This window comes from Gemmobacter caeruleus, from assembly GCF_008271655.1.
Classification (GTDB): Bacteria; Pseudomonadota; Alphaproteobacteria; order Rhodobacterales; family Rhodobacteraceae; genus Gemmobacter; species Gemmobacter caeruleus.
In genome coordinates this window covers 446,905-463,261 of record NZ_VKKX01000022.1, presented here as the reverse complement: position 1 = coordinate 463,261, position 16,357 = coordinate 446,905, and the positions used below count along the sequence as shown (strand labels likewise).

The 16,357-nt window shown below is 69.7% G+C and carries 17 protein-coding genes and 1 riboswitch; of the genes, 12 read left to right on the top strand and 5 right to left on the bottom strand.

From position 1 onward, the window contains the following. The first annotated feature begins 2 nt into the window (after positions 1-2). Genes xylA through FOA17_RS09205 form a run of 3 tightly spaced genes read left to right on the top strand, consistent with a single transcriptional unit; the run spans position 3 to position 4,113 of the window. Positions 3-1,304, top strand: coding sequence for a xylose isomerase (xylA, locus tag FOA17_RS09215; RefSeq protein ID WP_149141174.1), 1,302 nt, complete (start codon positions 3-5; stop codon positions 1,302-1,304). Then, a complete protein-coding gene (locus FOA17_RS09210) occupies positions 1,304-2,590 on the top strand; it encodes a vanadium-dependent haloperoxidase (RefSeq protein WP_149141173.1) in 1,287 nt (428 codons plus the stop codon). Before xylA ends, FOA17_RS09210 begins: the two co-directional genes overlap by 1 nt. Further along, entirely contained in the window at positions 2,587-4,113 is a 1,527-nt protein-coding gene (locus FOA17_RS09205) for a CRTAC1 family protein (protein WP_149141172.1), read from the top strand. The genes FOA17_RS09210 and FOA17_RS09205 overlap by 4 nt, the downstream gene beginning before the upstream one ends. Before the next feature lie 82 nt (positions 4,114-4,195). Here FOA17_RS09205 and FOA17_RS09200 read toward each other — a convergent pair whose 3' ends face one another. From FOA17_RS09200 to thiB, 3 genes are read right to left on the bottom strand one after another with little or no spacing between them, the layout of a single operon-like run. Then, entirely contained in the window at positions 4,196-4,885 is a 690-nt protein-coding gene (locus tag FOA17_RS09200; protein WP_238991786.1) for a thiamine ABC transporter ATP-binding protein, read from the bottom strand. Further along, positions 4,875-6,401: an ABC transporter permease family protein gene (locus FOA17_RS09195; protein ID WP_149141171.1), complete on the bottom strand. Its 1,527-nt coding sequence runs from the start codon at positions 6,399-6,401 to the stop codon at positions 4,875-4,877. Before FOA17_RS09195 ends, FOA17_RS09200 begins: the two co-directional genes overlap by 11 nt. Next, entirely contained in the window at positions 6,377-7,357 is a 981-nt protein-coding gene (gene thiB / locus FOA17_RS09190) for a thiamine ABC transporter substrate binding subunit (RefSeq protein ID WP_149141170.1), read from the bottom strand. The genes FOA17_RS09195 and thiB overlap by 25 nt, the downstream gene beginning before the upstream one ends. 39 nt (positions 7,358-7,396) lie before the next feature. Then, positions 7,397-7,495, bottom strand: a riboswitch (TPP riboswitch). A gap of 95 nt (positions 7,496-7,590) precedes the next feature. On the opposite strand from thiB, the gene FOA17_RS09185 reads away from it, so the two are divergent. The 4 genes from FOA17_RS09185 to modC all read left to right on the top strand — a co-directional run bounded on the left by FOA17_RS09185 (position 7,591) and on the right by modC (position 10,525). Beyond that, positions 7,591-7,953, top strand: a complete 363-nt coding sequence (locus FOA17_RS09185; RefSeq protein WP_149141169.1) for a winged helix-turn-helix domain-containing protein — start codon at positions 7,591-7,593, stop codon at positions 7,951-7,953. 62 nt (positions 7,954-8,015) lie between these two features. After that, a complete protein-coding gene (gene modA, locus FOA17_RS09180; protein WP_149141168.1) occupies positions 8,016-8,765 on the top strand; it encodes a molybdate ABC transporter substrate-binding protein in 750 nt (249 codons plus the stop codon). Beyond that, positions 8,766-9,464 carry a molybdate ABC transporter permease subunit gene (modB, locus tag FOA17_RS09175; RefSeq protein ID WP_149141167.1) on the top strand — a complete coding sequence of 233 codons (699 nt, stop codon included), beginning with the start codon at positions 8,766-8,768 and terminating at the stop codon, positions 9,462-9,464. Beyond that, the gene (gene modC / locus FOA17_RS09170) at positions 9,461-10,525 is read left to right on the top strand and encodes a molybdenum ABC transporter ATP-binding protein (protein ID WP_149141166.1); all 1,065 of its coding nucleotides are present in this window, start codon (positions 9,461-9,463) and stop codon (positions 10,523-10,525) included. Before modB ends, modC begins: the two co-directional genes overlap by 4 nt. Positions 10,526-10,528: 3 nt before the next feature. Here modC and FOA17_RS09165 read toward each other — a convergent pair whose 3' ends face one another. Both FOA17_RS09165 and FOA17_RS09160 read right to left on the bottom strand, forming a co-directional pair. Then, positions 10,529-11,167, bottom strand: a complete 639-nt coding sequence (locus FOA17_RS09165) for an NrsF family protein (protein WP_149141165.1) — start codon at positions 11,165-11,167, stop codon at positions 10,529-10,531. Then, positions 11,164-11,712: a sigma-70 family RNA polymerase sigma factor gene (locus tag FOA17_RS09160; RefSeq protein WP_149141164.1), complete on the bottom strand. Its 549-nt coding sequence runs from the start codon at positions 11,710-11,712 to the stop codon at positions 11,164-11,166. The genes FOA17_RS09165 and FOA17_RS09160 overlap by 4 nt, the downstream gene beginning before the upstream one ends. A 178-nt stretch (positions 11,713-11,890) precedes the next feature. On the opposite strand from FOA17_RS09160, the gene FOA17_RS09155 reads away from it, so the two are divergent. From FOA17_RS09155 to FOA17_RS09135, 5 genes are all read left to right on the top strand, one after another. Beyond that, entirely contained in the window at positions 11,891-12,166 is a 276-nt protein-coding gene (locus FOA17_RS09155; protein WP_149141163.1) for a BufA1 family periplasmic bufferin-type metallophore, read from the top strand. Between the two features lie 83 nt (positions 12,167-12,249). After that, complete coding sequence (gene bufB, locus FOA17_RS09150; protein WP_149141162.1) at positions 12,250-13,086, top strand: MNIO family bufferin maturase; 837 nt, start codon at positions 12,250-12,252, stop codon at positions 13,084-13,086. Beyond that, the gene (locus FOA17_RS09145; protein ID WP_149141161.1) at positions 13,073-13,840 is read left to right on the top strand and encodes an HvfC/BufC N-terminal domain-containing protein; all 768 of its coding nucleotides are present in this window, start codon (positions 13,073-13,075) and stop codon (positions 13,838-13,840) included. Before bufB ends, FOA17_RS09145 begins: the two co-directional genes overlap by 14 nt. Then, positions 13,837-14,268: a DoxX family protein gene (locus FOA17_RS09140; protein ID WP_149141160.1), complete on the top strand. Its 432-nt coding sequence runs from the start codon at positions 13,837-13,839 to the stop codon at positions 14,266-14,268. Before FOA17_RS09145 ends, FOA17_RS09140 begins: the two co-directional genes overlap by 4 nt. Positions 14,269-14,342: 74 nt before the next feature. Beyond that, positions 14,343-16,355 carry an NADPH-dependent 2,4-dienoyl-CoA reductase gene (locus FOA17_RS09135; protein ID WP_149141159.1) on the top strand — a complete coding sequence of 671 codons (2,013 nt, stop codon included), beginning with the start codon at positions 14,343-14,345 and terminating at the stop codon, positions 16,353-16,355. Positions 16,356-16,357 lie beyond the last annotated feature (2 nt).

Genomic DNA, 16,357 nt, shown 5'->3' with positions numbered 1-16,357 from the left:
CCATGACCGATTTCTTCAAGGGCATCCCGCAGATCCGCTATGAGGGGCCCGACAGCGACAACGAATTCGCCTTCCGGCATTACAACCCCGACGAGGTGATCCTGGGCAAGCGGATGGAAGACCATCTGCGCTTTGCCGTCGCCTATTGGCACAGCTTTGCCTGGCCGGGGGGCGACCCGTTCGGCGGCCAGACCCTTGACCGGCCGTGGTTCGGCGAGACCATGGCGCTGGCAAAGCTCAAGGCCGATGTGGCCTTCGAGATGTTCGATATCCTGGGCGCGCCCTTCTATTGCTTCCACGATGCCGATGCCCGGCCCGAAGGCGCCACCTTTGCCGAAAGCCTGCGCAACCTTGAGGAAATCGTCGATTACCTCGGGGAAAAGCAGACCGGCCACAAGGCGCGGCTGCTCTGGGGCACCGCCAACATGTTCAGCCACAAGCGCTGGATGTCGGGCGCCGCCACCAACCCCGACCCGGATGTCTATGCCTATGCCGCCGCCAATGTGAAGGCGAACATGGATGCGACGCATCGGCTGGGCGGGCAGAACTATGTCCTGTGGGGCGGGCGCGAGGGCTATGAGACGCTCTTGAACACCGACCTGAAGGCCGAACGCGAACATGCCGGGCGGTTCCTGCAACAGGTGGTCGAATACAAGCACAAGATCGGCTTCAAGGGCGCAATCCTGATCGAGCCGAAACCGCAAGAGCCGTCGAAGCACCAGTATGATTACGATGTGGCCACGGTCTACGGCTTCCTCGTCCAGTTCGGTCTGGAAAAGGAAGTGCAGGTGAATATCGAACAGGGCCACGCCATTCTGGCCGGTCACAGTTTCGAACACGAAATCGCGCTGGCCGCCGCGCTTGGCATCTTTGGTTCCATCGACATGAACCGCAACGATTACCAGTCGGGCTGGGATACTGACCAGTTCCCCAACAACCACGCCGAAAAGGCGCTGGCCTTCTATGAAATCCTGCGCGCGGGCGGCTATGCCACCGGCGGCACCAATTTCGACGCCAAGATCCGCCGTCAGAGCCTGGACCCCGAAGACCTGATCCTCGCGCATGTCGGCGGCATGGATACCTGCGCGCGCGCCTTCAAGTCGGCGGCGGCCTGTCTGGCCGACGGCGGGCTGGAACGTGCCCGCGCCGACCGCTACGCAGGCTGGAGCGGCGACAAGGCGCAGGCCATGCTGCGCGGCACGCTGGATCAGGCGGCGGCCCGCGTGACCGCCGAGGGGCTGGAGCCGCAGCCGAAATCCGGCCGGCAGGAACGGCTGGAAAACCTGTGGAACAGGTTCGTCTGATGGACCTGCGGCGCCGGCATTTCCTCACCCTTGCCGCCGCCGCGCTGTCGGCCCCCGCGCTGCCGGCGCGGGCGGCGGCGACCGGCGGCACGGAAAAGGTGATCCTCGACTGGTATCGCCTTATCCTTGAACTGGTGCGCCATACCGCCACCTATTCGCCCCCGGTGGCCGCGCGCGCCTTTGGCTATCTGGGCGTGATCGCCTGGGAGGCGCAGGCCGCCGCGCGCGGCTATCCCTCGCTGGCAGGCCAGGTGAACGGCCTGCCGCCGCGCCCGAACGACCGCATGGCGCGCGATCCGGCGGTGGTGATGCAGGGCGCGCTGACGGCGGGCGTGCGGGCGCTGTTCGGCAATACCGGCCCGACCGGGCAGCGTGCCATGAACGCGATGCAGAAACGCCTCGATGCGCTGGTGGGCGGGCGCGCCGCCGATCTGGCCAAGGGCGGCGAAATCGCGGCGCATGTGCTGGCCTGGGCCGAGGGCGATGGCGGCGCCGATGTGCAGAACCTGGGCTTTCCTGACGGCTATGAGCCCTCGAACCTGCCCGGCGCCTGGGTGCCCACCTCGGATATCCGGCTGCAACAGGCCCCGCTTCTGCCCGAATGGGGCCATGTCCGCCCCATGGCGATGGCCGATGGCATGGCCTGCACCCTGACCCCGCCGCCCCCCTATGACGAAACCCCGGGATCGGCCTTTCACGCCGAGGCGATGGAGGTTTACGAGACCTCGAAGACCCTGACCGATGAACAGAAGATCATCGCCCGCTTCTGGTCTGACGACCCGATGCTCTCGCCCACGCCGCCGGGGCACTGGATCTCCATCCTGATCGAGATCGCCGCGCGCGATGCCCTGCCGGCCGAACGGCTGGCCGATGCGCTGGCGCGGCTGGGCATGGCGCAGAACGATGCTTTCATCGCCTGCTGGCAGTCGAAATACGAATATAACCTGATCCGCCCGGTGACCTATATCCGCCGCCTGATCGACCCGAAATGGCAGACCCTGCTGATCACGCCGCCCTTCCCGGAATATCCGTCGGGCCATTCCACCATGTCGGGCGCCTCCGCCGAGGTGCTGACCGCGATCTTCGGTGACGGTTTCACCTTTGACGATGCCACCCATGCCGATGACGGCCTGCCGGTGCGCCACTTCGCCTCGTTCCGCGCGGCGGCGCAAGAGGCGGCGATTTCCCGGCTCTATGGCGGCATCCATTACCGCGCCGCCATCGAACGCGGCCTCGATCAGGGCGCCTGCGTGGCCCAACATGCGCTGCGGTTGAAGACGCTATGAAATGGCTGCCCCTCCTGCTGGTGGCGACGCCCGTCCTGGCCCAGGAACCGGCGGTGCCGCAATTCCGGGCCGAACCCGCCGCGGTGGCGCATCGCTTCAGCGGCGAATGGACCTTCATGGTCGGCGGCGGCGTCGCGGCCTTTGATTGTTCGGGCGATGGCAAGCCCGAACTGGTGATGGCCGGCGGCACCGCCCCGGCGGCGCTGTTCCGCAATGACAGCACCGAAGGCGCGCTGCGTTTTACGCCCATCCCGGCCGGGGTGGAAATGACCGATGTCGCGGGCGCCTATGCGCTCGATATCGACGCCGACGCTGTGACCGATCTGGTCCTGCTGCGCGTGGGCGAAAATGTCGTGCTGCGCGGCCTCGGCAATTGCCGCTTTGAACGCGCGAACGAGGCCTGGGGCCTCCAGGGCGGCGACGCCTGGACCACCGCCTTCGCCGCCACGTGGGAGGCCGGTGCCCCCTGGCCGACGCTTGCCTTCGGCAATTACATCAACCGCGCGGAAGAGGCCTTTCCCTGGGGCTCCTGCACCGAGAACTGGCTCTTGCGCCCCGATGGGCGCCGCTTTGCCGCCCCAATCCCGCTGACCCCCAGCTATTGCGCGCTTTCCATGCTGTTCACCGACTGGAACCGCTCGGGCCAGCCGGCGCTGCGGGTGTCGAACGACCGGGAATATTACAAGGGCGGGCAGGAACAGCTCTGGCATGTCGCCCCCGCCACCCCGCCGCGCCTCTATTCCGAGGCCGAGGGCTGGCAGCGCTTGCGCATCTGGGGCATGGGCATTGCCGGGGCCGATCTCGATGGCGACCGCTACCCGGAATATTTCCTGACCTCCATGGCCGATAACAAGCTCCAGCACCTCAAGGCGCCGGGGCCGGGGGCGCTGCCGCAATATGACGATACCGCCTGGGCGCGGGGCGTGACGGCGCATCGGCCCTATACCGGGGGCGATCCCCGCCCCTCGACCGCCTGGCATCCGGCCTTTGCCGATGTGAACAATGACGGATTCACCGATCTGTTCGTGGCCAAGGGCAATGTCTGGGAAATGCCGGATTTCGCCGAACAGGATCCCAACAACCTGCTGCTGCAAGGCGCGGATGGCACCTTCACCGAAGCGGGCGACCGCGCCGGCGTGGCCTCGGGGCTACAGGCGCGCGGCGCGGCGGTGGTCGATCTGAACGCCGATGGCCGGCTTGATCTCGTGGTGGTCAATCGCAACGGCCCGGCCGAGATCTGGCGCAATGCCGGACCGGGTGGGCATTGGGTGGCGATCGACCCGCTGCAAGAGGGCGCGCCGAACCGCAACGCGATCAATGGCTGGGTCGAACTGCGCGCCGCCGGCCGCGTGCAGCGGCAAGAGGTGACGGTGGGGGGCGGCCATGCCGGCGGCACCTTCGCGCCCCTGCATTTCGGCCTTGGTGCCGCCAACCAGGCCGAGGCAAGGGTGATCTGGCCCGACGGCACCGAAGGCCCCTGGCAGCCGGTGCCGGTCGATACCGTCACGCAGATCCGCCGCTGACCCTTTCATCTGTTCATAAATATCCTGCGGGGAGGTCCGGAGGGGTGCAAAACCCCTCCGGCGCCTGCCACGGGGCACAGGCTCAGAACGCAGCGCCCCCCAGATAGGCCGCGAGCGCCGGCGGCGGATCGGCGAACAGCGCAGCCGTCGGCACCGGCGGGGCCGCTACCCCCTCGGCCACCAGCACCGTGTCGCGGGCAAAGCGCCGCGCATCGGCGGGGTCATGCGTCACCATGAGAACCAGCGCATCCCCCGCCAGCGCATCGACCAGATCCAGCATCTCGGCCTTCAGCGCCGGGCCAAGCGCGGCAAAGGGTTCGTCCAGCAACAGGAGGGGCCGCTGCCGCAACAGCGCGCGGGCCAGCGCGGCCCGGCTTTGCTGCCCGCCAGACAGCTGCGCCGGGCGCCGCGCGCCCAGACCCGACAGACCCACCCGCTCCAGCACCGCCTCGACCGCCCGCCAGTCCACCCGCCGCAAGGCCGGATCCAGCCCGAGGCCCAGATTCTGCGCGATGGTCAGATGCGGAAACAGGTTCTGATCCTGAAACAGGATCGACAGCGGCCGCTGGCCGGGTGGCAGCGCGTCGATGCGCGCGCCTTGCCACAGCACCGCCCCTTCGCTGGGCGGCAGAAAGCCCGCGATGGTGTGCAGCAGCGTCGATTTCCCGGCACCCGAAGGCCCGATGACCGCGACGCGCCCGCCCGGCTCGGCGCTCCAATCCGCGCGCAGGGCGAAATCGTCCTGCACGATCGCCAGATGATCAAGCCTCAGTCCCGCCACGTCCCCACCTGTCGCCGATCCAGAACAACCCGAAGGCCAGCGCCACCAGCACCAGCGCGGCCCCCGCCGCCTGATCCATCCGATAGGCCCCCATCAGCCGCGAAATGGCTAGCGGCAGCGTGACCCCCGTCTCGGTGGCAAACAGCGCCACCACGCCCAGATCGCCCGCCGCCAGCGCCGCGCAAAGCCCAAGCGCAAAGCCCAGCGGCCTGCGCAGCCGTGGCAGCACCAGAAGCCGCAGCGCCGCCCCGCCGCGCAGGTCCAGCGCGGCGGCCAGCCGCCCGTAATCGGCCACCAGCGCCTGCGCGGCGGGGGCCAGAATGCGATAGGCAAAGGGCAGCGACATCACCGCCGTCACCAGCACGGTGACCGGCAGCGACAGCCGCGCAGGCGTGACAAAGGGAAAGGCGATCAGGAACAGCCCCGTCCCCAGCACCAGTTGCGATCCGGCCATCGGCAGCATCGCCACGGGTTCCAGCCAGCGGACGCCCTGCGCCCGGCCAAGGGCCAGCGCCAAAGCCCCGCCCACGGCCAGCGGTGCCGCGAGGCAGGCCACCAGCGCCGAGGCCGCAGCGGCAGGCCAGATGCTTGCCGGCAGGCTCAGCAACCCGGGCAGGCCGCGTTGCAGCACCGCCAGCAGCGGCGCCGCCAGAAACAGCGTGGCCAGCGCCAGCACCGCCGCGTCCAGCCCCCGGCGCCAGCCCGGCGGGGCGGGCAGGGGGTGCAGCCGGTCCAGCCCGGCGCCAAAGCCGGGCGCGCGCGCGACAAGCCCCGCCAGCCCGACCGCCCCGCCACAGGCCAGCACCTGCATCACCGCCAGCGTGGCCGCGCGCGGCAGGTCGAATTCAAAGCGGATCGCTTGCCAGATCGCCAGTTCGACCGTAGTCGCCGCCGGCCCGCCCCCCAGGATCAGCACCACCGCGAAGCTGGTCAGGCAGATCGCGAACACCGCCAGCAGCGCCCCGGGCAGCACCGCGCGCAGCATCGGGCGTTCCAGATGGCGCCAGACCTCGCGCGGGGTGAAGCCCAGGCTTTCGGCCAGGCGTAACCGCTCCGCCGGGATCGCCTGCCAGCCCTGCAAGAGCATCCGCGTCGCCAGCGGCATGTTCAGAAAGACATGCGCCAGCACCACGCCGCCCAGCCCGAAGATCGACACCTCGGGCAGACCCAGCCCTCGCAGCGTGGCATTCACCACCCCCGCGCGGCCAAACACCGCGAGCAACCCCAGCACCGCCACGATCACCGGCAGCAGGAACGGCGCGCCAAGCGCGGTGATCAGCGCCCCGCGTCCGGCAAAGCGCCGCCGCGCCAGTGCCCGTGCCAGCGGCACCGCACAGCCGACCGAGGCCAGCGCCGACAGCACCGCTTGCAGCAGGGTAAAGCGCAGCGCCGCCCAGTCGGGCGCGGTCAAGCCGCGCCCGCCGGCCTGCACCATGACCACCGCCACCGGCGCCAGCGTGACAAACGCCAGCGCCAGCGCGGTCAGCGTGCCAGCGCGGCGCGCCATTCGTCCAGCGCCGGGCCGCGCAGCGCCTCGGCCTCATCCGCAGAGAGGAGCAGCGATTTCGCCGGCTGCGCCAGCGTCTCGAACCCCTTGGGCAGCCCCTCGGCCGGGACATGGGCGGGATACATCCAGTTGGTCACCGGCAGCACCGATTGCGCCGCATCCGACAGCATGAAGGCGAGGAAACGGTCCGCCAGTTCCGGCTGGTCGCTGGCGGCCAGCTTACCCATCACCTCGACCTGAAGGTAATTGCCCTCGGCAAAGACCGCGGCCGCCTTGCTGTCATCCTGTTCGGCGATCAGGTGATAGGCGGGCGAGGTGGTGTAGCTCAGCACCATGTCGGCCTCGCCCTCCAGAAACATGCCATAGGCCTCGGACCAGCCCGGCGTCACGGTCACGATATTGTCGGCCAGATCGGCCCAGATCTGCGCCGCCTGATCGCCATAGGCGGCCTTGACCCACATCAGCAGCCCCAGCCCGGGGGTGGAGGAGCGCGGGTCCTGAATGACGATCTTCAGATCCGACGCCGCCAGCGCCTTGAAATCGCCGGGCGCGGTCAGGCTCTTGCCATGGACAAAGGCGAACCAGCCCCAGTCATAGGGCAGGAAATCCGCATCCGTGAAGGGCACCGGCAGCGACAGGTCGGGCGTCTGGCCATGCGGCGCGAACAGGCCGGTCTTGCGCGCGGCGGCGGTCAGGTTGGTATCCAGACCCAGCACCACATCGGCCTCGGTCCTGGCGCCTTCCAGTTGCAGCCGCGCCAGCAGCGCCGCGCCGTCGCCGGCGGGGGTAAAGCGCAGATCGCAGCCGCATTCGGCCTCGAACGCCTTTTCGATCGCGGGGCCGGGCCCCCATTCCGAGACGAAGCTGTCATAGGTCAGCACGTCCAATACCGGGGTTTCCGCCAGCGCCGGGGTGGCGATGGCCAGACAACCCGCAGCAAAACAAAGCGTTTTCATCGTCAGGCTCCATTTCACATTCGGGCGGAGATGGAGCGGGCGCAGCCCTGACACCTTCCCTCCGCCGGTTTTAACCGGATCAGGTTCAACGGGTCCGCGTCGCGCGTCTCAGCCCAAAGGGCACCCCGAGGTGCGCGCGAAGATAGGGCATCGCGCGCCGCGCGCAAGCACAATCGCCCGTCTTGGCCTTTCCTGCGGCGCAGGGCAGGATGGCAGGCAAAACCGGGGGCATCATGGCGGATGATCTGCGCATCTTTCTGCGGCTTTGGGCAGGGGACCGGAAATTCGGCCCCGGCAAGGTCGAATTGCTGGAAAGGATCGGGCAAGAGGGGTCGATTTCGGCGGCGGGCCGCGCCATGGGCATGAGCTACAAGCGCGCCTGGGGTCTGGTGGAGGAGATGAACGCCATGTTCGCCACACCGCTGGTCGAAAGCCTGCGCGGCGGGCCGGGCGGTGGCGGCGCGCGCCTGACCGAGACCGGGGCCGAGGCCGCGCGCCAGTTCCGTCTGCTGGAGGCGCGGCTGGCCGAGGCCGGCGCCGCGCCGCTGGCAGTGCTGGCGGCGCTGATGTCAGGCAATATGTCCGGTGGGAAATAACGCTTGCCACGGGCGGCGCGCGCGGTGATATGTTTGCCTGAACATAACGCCCGGAGGATGACATGTGGCGCGAACTGATCGTGATCGCCGCGCTCGTGGCGGCGCCTGCGGGCGCGCGGGCCGATGAGGTGGTGGTCTTTGCCGCGGCCTCGTTGAAAACCGCGCTCGACCAGATCGCGCAGGATTGGCAGGCGGCGACCGGCGACAGGGTGACGATCTCCTATGGCGGGTCGAACAAGCTGGCCACACAGATCCTGCAAGGGGCGCCGGCCGATATCTTTGTCTCGGCCTCGACCGCCTGGATGGACAGGGTTCAGGCGGGCGGCGATGTGGCGGCGGGCATGCGGCGCGATCTCTTGGGCAATCGTCTGGTTCTGGTCGGCGCGCCCGGGGCCGCGCCGGTCGATCTGGCGCCGGGTGCCGATCTGGCGGGGCTGCTGGCGGGGGGCAGGCTGTCGATGGCGACGGTGGATGCCGTGCCGGCCGGGCAATATGGCAAGGCGGCGCTGGAAAGCCTGGGCCTCTGGTCCGCCGTCGCGCCGCAGGTCGTGCAGTCAGAGGATGTGCGCGGCGCGCTGCGGCTGGTCGCGCGGGGCGAGGCGCCGCTGGGCATCGTCTATGCCAGTGACGCGATTGCCGAAGCCGGGGTCAAGGTGCTGGCCACCTTTCCGGCCGACAGCCATCCGCCGATCACCTATCCCGCCGCGCTGCTGACGGGCGCGGCCGATGCGGCGGATCGCGCCTTTCTGGCGGCGCTGGCCGCCCCGTCCGCGCAGGCGATCTTTGCCGCGCAGGGCTTTTCGGCGCCCTGAATGGCAGGCTGGCTTCCCCCCGAGGCGCTGACGGCGCTGGCGCTTTCGCTGCGGGTCTCGCTTTGGGCGACGGGGCTGAGCCTGCCCTTCGGCCTTGCCGTCGCCTGGCTGCTGGCGCGGCGGCGCTTTCCGGGGCATGGGCTGTTGAACGGGCTGGTGCATCTGCCGCTGATCCTGCCGGCGGTGGTGACGGGCTATCTGCTGTTGCTGGCCTTCGGGCGGCGCGGCGTGATCGGCGGCTGGCTGCACGAGGTGCTGGGCGTGACGCTGGCCTTTCGCTGGACCGGGGCGGTGCTGGCCGCCGCCGTCATGGCCTTTCCGCTGATGGTGCGCGCGATCCGGCTGAGCCTGGAGGCCGTGGACCCCCGGCTGGAGGAGGCCGCCGCCACCCTGGGCGCCAGCCGCCTTGCGGTCTTTGCCACGGTGACGCTGCCCCTGATCCTGCCCGGGCTGCTGGCGGGCGCCGTGCTGGCCTTCGCCAAGGCCTTTGGCGAATTTGGCGCGACGATCACCTTTGTCGCCAATATTCCGGGCCAGACCCAGACCCTGCCGCTGGCGATCTATACCTTTCTTCAGGTGCCCGAGGGCGAGGGGGCGGCGCTGCGCCTGGTGCTGGTGTCGATCGCCATCGCGATGACGGCGCTTGGCCTGTCAGAGCTGCTGGCGCGGCGCATCGCGCGGCGGGTGGGGAGGCGATGATGCTGGAGGTGGCGATCCGCTCGTCCCGGCCCGACCTCGATCTGGCCTTTGCCGCCCCGGGCGGGGTGACCGCGCTGTTCGGCCCTTCGGGCGCGGGCAAGACCAGCATCCTGCGCGCGGTGGCGGGGCTGGCCACGCCCGATGCCGGGCGGATCCACAGCGACCGGCCGCTGTTCGACAGCGCGACCGGGTTGAACCTGCCCCCGCATCGCCGCCGCATCGCCTGCGTGTTTCAGGAACCACGGCTGTTTCCGCATCTGAGCGTGGCGGCCAATCTGCGCTATGGTCAGCGTTTCGCGGCCGACCGGCCCAGCCTGCCGGAGGCGCGGCTGATCGAAATTCTCGGCATCGGCCCGATCCTGGGCCGCCGCACCGCCACGCTGTCGGGCGGTGAGGCGCAGCGCGTGGCGCTTGGCCGCGCCATTCTGGCCGCGCCGCGCCTGTTGCTGCTGGACGAGCCGATGACCGCGCTGGATGCCCCGCGCCGGGCCGAGATCATGACCTGTCTGGAGCGGCTGCGCTACGAGACCGGCCTGCCCATGCTGCTGGTCAGTCATGCGCTGGACGAGGTGGTGCGGCTGGCCACGACGCTGGTGATGATCGAGGGCGGGCGGCTGCGCGCGGCGGGGCCGGTGGCCGATCTGCTGGCCGATCCGGCGCTGGCCGAAACGCTGGGTGGGCGCGAGGCGGGGGCGTTGCTGGCGGGCCGGGTCGCCGGGCGTGACCCCGACGGGCTGACCCGGATCGACACCGCCGCCGGGCCGCTCTGGCTGCCGCAGGCGCTGGTGCCGGGCGTGGCGATGCGGCTGCGGGTGCGGGCGGCGGATATCACGCTGGCGCTGACCCGGCCCGAGGGGCTGTCGGCGCTGAACATCCTGCCGGTGACGGTGACGGCGCTGGTGCCCGACGGGCAGGGGCCGGGGGTGACGGTGCGGTTGGATTGCGCCGGCGCGCCGCTGCTGGCGCGGATCACCGCGCGATCCTGCGCCGCCATGGCGCTGCGCCCCGGCCTGCCGGTCTGGGCCGTGCTGAAGGCGCTGTCCATCGCCGGGGCGGGCTAGGGGTTACCAGCGCAGCCCGCGCGCCCCGGCCACCATGCCGGCCAGACCCGACAGCAGGATGGCGCCGCCATACCAGAACACGAAGAACAGCGGATCGTCCTCGGGGCAATGCAGCGCATAAAGGGTGGCCGCGGCCCCGCCCGCCGCCAGCCCGGCCAGCCCGCCGGTCAGCGCGGGGCGTGTGCTGGCCCCGGCGCGCAGGCCCCAGAACACCGCCAGAAACGGCCCCGTCGCCAGCCCGAGCAGCAGAAACAGGCATTGCGGCGCGGTGCGCCCCATCAGCGCCACCGGGATCTGCGGCGCCGACAGCGCCACCAGCCGCCAGACGACCAGTGCCAGCGCAACCAGCGCCAGCCCGGCCAGCGCCGGCCCCGCCAGGCCCACCCGCCCCTCGGGGCGCATCAGCCGCAGCGCGGCGCCACCGGCCAGTAGCGCGATCGCCGCCGGCAGAACCATCTTCAAGGTGGTGACCGGCACCGCCATCGCCGCCATGAAATCCGGCCGCACCCCCAGAAGCCCCAGCAGCAAGGCCAGCGCGGGAAGCCCCGCCAGCAGCCCCGCCATGACGACACGGCCGCCCGAGATCGGGGCGGTGGCAGGGGCCTCGGCGGCCAGTCGGGTGATCAGATCCTCGGTTTTCATCCTTCATTCCCCCGGCCCAAGGCCGCGAGCCTTTTCATCGCGCGGTGCAGGGCCACCCGCACCGCCCCTTCGGTCATCGCAAGCCGGGCACCGACCTGCGCGGTTTCCTCGCCCTCCAGATGCACGGCGCGCACGATCTCGGCCGAACGCGCGTCGATCTGGCCCAAAAGCCGCGCGGCATCGTGCGCGGCCAGCGGCTCTGGCGCCGGGGCGCCTTCCAGCGCTTCGGCGAAATCCTCGATCGGCAGATGCACCCGACCCGAACCCAGCCGGCGGAAGGCATCGACGACCTTGTAACGTGCCACGGCATAGAGCCAGGGCTTCACCGGGCTGTCGGATTGCCAGGTATGGCGCTTGAGGTGGATGGCAAGCAGCACTTCCTGCACCACATCCTCTTGCGCCTCGGCACCCAGGCCGCGCCCGCGGGCCCGGACCACGCTGCGCAATGCCGGGGTGACGGCGGTCAGGAACCGGGCATAGGCCCGCCCGTCCCCCGCATTCGCCGCCCGTAGCAGGCCCGCCAGCGTTTCGTCCGTCACACTCATGTCTGTAGATATCTTCGTTGCGATCGGGCAGATCGTTACACGCGATCCGCAAAAAAATCGCCCATGATCTGTTTTTCGAACACGAAAGCGTGAGGCTGTAACGCCGCCCCGTCGGGCCGCGAATGGTTTTGCAAGGGTGCGGCAGTCGCACACCTTGCGTTCCAATTCGGAGGACACCATGACCGCAATGACCAAAACCCTGACCCTGACCGCCTCGCTCGCCACCGCGCTGACGCTGGCCGCCTCGATGGCCTCGGCCGAGGGCGAGATGGAAAAGTGCTATGGCGTGGCGATGGCCGGCCAGAACGACTGCGCCGCCGGCCCCGGCACCACCTGCGCCGGCACCGCGACCAAGGATTTCCAGGGCAATGCGTGGAAATACGTTCCCGCCGGCACCTGCGTGACCATGGAAACGCCGAACGGCAAGGGCTCGCTTGAGCCGATCGCGATGTGATCGGCCGGGCCGGGGAAACCCGGCCCAATCGGGGCGCGCCTCTCCCCAGGCGGTGCGCCCCGCCCAAACGGAGGAACCCGACCATGACCCTGCCCGCCACCCCCGGTATCGGCTTCAAGCCCGAACATTTCGCCGCCATTCGCGAGACCCGGCCCGATCTCGGGTTTTTCGAGGTCCATGCCGAGAATTACATGGGCGAGGGCGGCCCCGCGCATCGCACGCTGGAGGCCCTGCGCGCCGATTATGCGATTTCGCTGCATGGGGTGGGCCTGTCGATCGGCGGCAGCCGCATCGACCGCGATCATCTGGCCCGGCTGAAGCGGCTAGTCGATCTGTACCAGCCCGAAAGCTTTTCCGAACATCTGGCCTGGTCGAGCCATGGCATCTACCTCAATGACCTCTTGCCGCTGCCCTATACCGAGGAGACTCTGGCGCTGGTCTGCGATCACATCGACGAGGTGCAGGCAGCACTTGGCCGGCGGATGCTGCTGGAAAACCCCTCGACCTATGTGCTGTTCGAACAATCCACGATCCCCGAGATTGATTTCATGACCGAGATCAGCCGCCGCACCGGATGCGGGCTGTTGCTCGATGTGAACAATGTCTTTGTCAGCTGCACCAATCACCGCATGGACCCGCGCGCCTATCTGCGGGATTTCCCACTGGATCGGGTGGGCGAGATCCATCTGGGCGGTCATGCCGAGGAGGAGCTGCCCTCTGGCCCCTTGCTGATCGACGCGCATGGCACACCGGTCGCCGATCCGGTCTGGGCGCTTTATGCCGAGGTGATCGCGGCGGCGGGGCCGCTGCCGACGCTGATCGAATGGGATAATGACGTGCCGGATTTCCCGGTGCTGATGGCCGAGGCCGACCGCGCCCGCGCCGTGCTGACCCGGCGGGTGGCCCATGCGGCACGCTGATTTCCTGCAATTCTTTCAGGACGGGCTGTTCACCGGCACCCTGCCGCCGGGCGTGACCGCCCGCGCGCCGGACGAGGCCGCGCAGCGTTTCGCGGTCTATCGCAACAATGTCGCCCATTCGCTGAGCCGGGCGCTGGCCGCCCGCTTTCCGGCGGTGGAGCGGATCCTGGGCGCCGAATTCTTTGCAGCCCTCGCGCCGCTTTTCCTGGCCGAACAGGGGCCGCAAAACCCCATGCTCTTTGCCTGGGGCGGCGGCTTTGCCGATTTCCTGACCGGCTTTCCGCCGCTGGCGGGGCTGCCCTGGGTCGCCGATGTGGCGCGGATCGAATTCGCCCGCGGCGAGGCTTATCACGCCGCCGATGCCGAACCCCTGCCGCCCGAGGCGCTGTCGCAGGCCGCCGCCGATGCCGGACGGGCGCGGCTGGCGCTGCACCCTTCGCTGCGGATCGTGCCCTCGCGCTTTGCTGCCGTATCGGCCTGGGCGATGAACCAGCCCGGCGCCACCCCCGCGCCGCTGGAGGTGAACCGCCCCGAAACCGCGCTGATCCTGCGCGACCGGCGCGACGATGTGCCGGTGCGGGCGCTTGGCCCGGGCGATGCGACCTTTGTCGCCGCGCTGCAATCGGGTCTCGTGCTGATCCGCGCGGCCGAGGCCGCCGCCACCGCCGAGCCGGGCCATGACCCCGGCGCCATTCTGCTGTCGCTGGCCCGGGCAGGCGCCCTGACCGGCCTTGCCTTCGGAGAAACCGCATGATCGCCCGTCTCAACGCCCTGTTCGACCGCCTGCCTTGGGATCTGCCCGCCCTCGCGCTGCGTCTTTTTCCGGCGGCGGTGTTCTTCATGTCGGGCCGCACGAAGGTCGATGGCTTCATGATCAAGGACAGCACGTGGTTCCTGTTCAAGGAGGAATACGCGCTGCCGCTGATCCCCTCCGACTGGGCCGCCGTAATGGCCACCATCGCGGAACATGCGCTGCCGGTGCTGCTGGTGCTGGGGCTGGCGACGCGGTTTTCGGCGCTGGCGCTGTTGGGCATGACGGCGGTGATCGAGATCTTCGTCTATCCCGAGGCCTGGGTGACGCATGGCCTCTGGGCCGCCTGTTTCCTTGCGCTGATCGCGCGCGGCCCGGGCCGGTTCTCGCTGGATCATGTGCTGGGCTGGGATCGCCGCGCGGTTTCGTGACGCAGCGTAGGCGGTGACAGCGCGGCGCGGCTTTGCCAGTTTGGCCCCCAGCCAAAAGGGGGGAGGCCCGCGCCATGACTACCTATCCGCATCTCTTGCAGCCGATCACGCTGGGCGCGGTCACGCTGCGGAACCGCGTGCTGATGGGGTCGATGCATACCGGGCTGGAGGAAACCGGCGACTGGAACCGCGTCGCCGAATTCTACGCGGCACGGGCGCGTGGCGGGGTCGGGCTGATGGTCACCGGCGGCATGGCGCCCAACCGCGAGGGCGGGGTGTTTCCCGGTGCCGCCGGCCTGTTCACCGCGCAAGACATCGCAAATCACCGCATCGTCACCGACCGGGTGCATGATGCCGGGGGCCGGATCGCCATGCAGATCCTGCATGCCGGGCGCTATGCCTATGGCCCCGATTGCGTCTCGGCCTCGGCGGTCAAATCGCCGATCTCGCCCTTTCCGCCCCGCGAACTGGACGAGGAAGGGATCGAGAAGCAGATCGCCGACATCGTGACCGCCGCCGCCCGTGCCATCGAGGCCGGCTATGACGGGGTGGAGGTCATGGGGTCCGAGGGCTATTTCCTCAACCAGTTCCTTGTCCGCCATGTGAACCGCCGCAGCGACCGCTGGGGCGGGAGTTACGAAAACCGCATGCGCCTGCCGGTGGAGGTGGTGCGCCGCGTGCGCGCGGCCATTGGCGAGGCGATCCTGATCTATCGCATCTCGCTGATCGACCTGATCCCCGACGGCTCCACCTGGGACGAGGTGGTGACGCTGGCCCGCGCGATCGAGGGCGCCGGGGCCTCGGTGCTGAATACCGGCATCGGCTGGCACGAGGCGCGGGTGCCCACCATCGCCACCTCGGTGCCCCGCGCGGCCTTTGCCCATCTGACCGCGCGACTGCGCCCCGAGGTCGGCATCCCGGTGATCACCTCGAACCGCATCAACACGCCGGCGGTGGCCGAGGGGCTGATTGCCGGCGGGCAGGCCGATATGGTGTCGATGGCGCGGCCCTTCCTGGCTGATCCCGATTTCGTGGCCAAGGCGGCGGCGGGGCGGGCCGCGGAAATCGCGCCCTGCATCGCCTGCAATCAGGCCTGTCTGGACCATACGTTCAGCGGCAAGCTGACCTCTTGCCTCGTGAACCCGCGCGCCTGCCATGAAACGGAACTGGTGATCGCCCCTACCGACACGCCCCGCCGCATCGCCGTGGTGGGGGCCGGTCCGGCGGGCCTGTCGGCAGCGCTGACCGCCGCCGGGCGCGGCCATGCGGTGACGCTGTTCGACCGTGCGGACCGCGTGGGCGGGCAGTTGCATCTGGCCGCCAGCATTCCGGGCAAGGAGGAGTTTCGCGGCCTGATCGAGTGGTTCGAGGCCAGCATCGCGGCCTCGACCGTCGATCTGCGGCTGAATACCGAAGCCTCGCCCGAGATGCTGGCGGGCTTTGATGCGGTGATCCTCGCCACCGGCATCACCCCCCGTCCCGCCGGGATCACGGGTGAGGGGGCGGCCAATGTGCTGTCCTATCGCGAGGTGCTGCGCGGCGCCCCGGTCGGGCCGCGCGTGGCGGTGGTGGGGGCAGGGGGTATCGGCTTTGACGTGGCCGAATTCCTGACCCATCACGGCACCAGCCCCACGCTGGACCCCGCCCTGTGGCGCCGCGAATGGGGCGTCGGCGATCCGGCCCAGGTGGCAGGCGGGCTGGCGCCGGAGGGGCCGCAGCCCGAACCGCCGGCGCGGCAGGTCTGGCTCTTGCAGCGCAAGCCGGAAAAGCCGGGCCGCAAGCTGGGCAAGACGACCGGCTGGATCCACCGCGCCACGCTTCAGATGAAGGGCGTCAGGATGCTGGGCGGCGTCAGCTATGACGCGGTCACGCCCGAGGGGCTGGCCGTCACGGTGAACGGCGCGCCGCAGGTGCTGCCTGTCGATACGGTGGTGATCTGCGCCGGCCAGGAACCGGAACGCGGGCTGGAGCCCGGCCTGCGCGCGATGGGTCTGCCCGTCCATATCATCGGTGGCGCCGATGTCGCGGCAGAGCTGGACGCGAAACGCGCGATCGACCAGGGCACGCGGCTGGCCGCCGCGCTGTGACC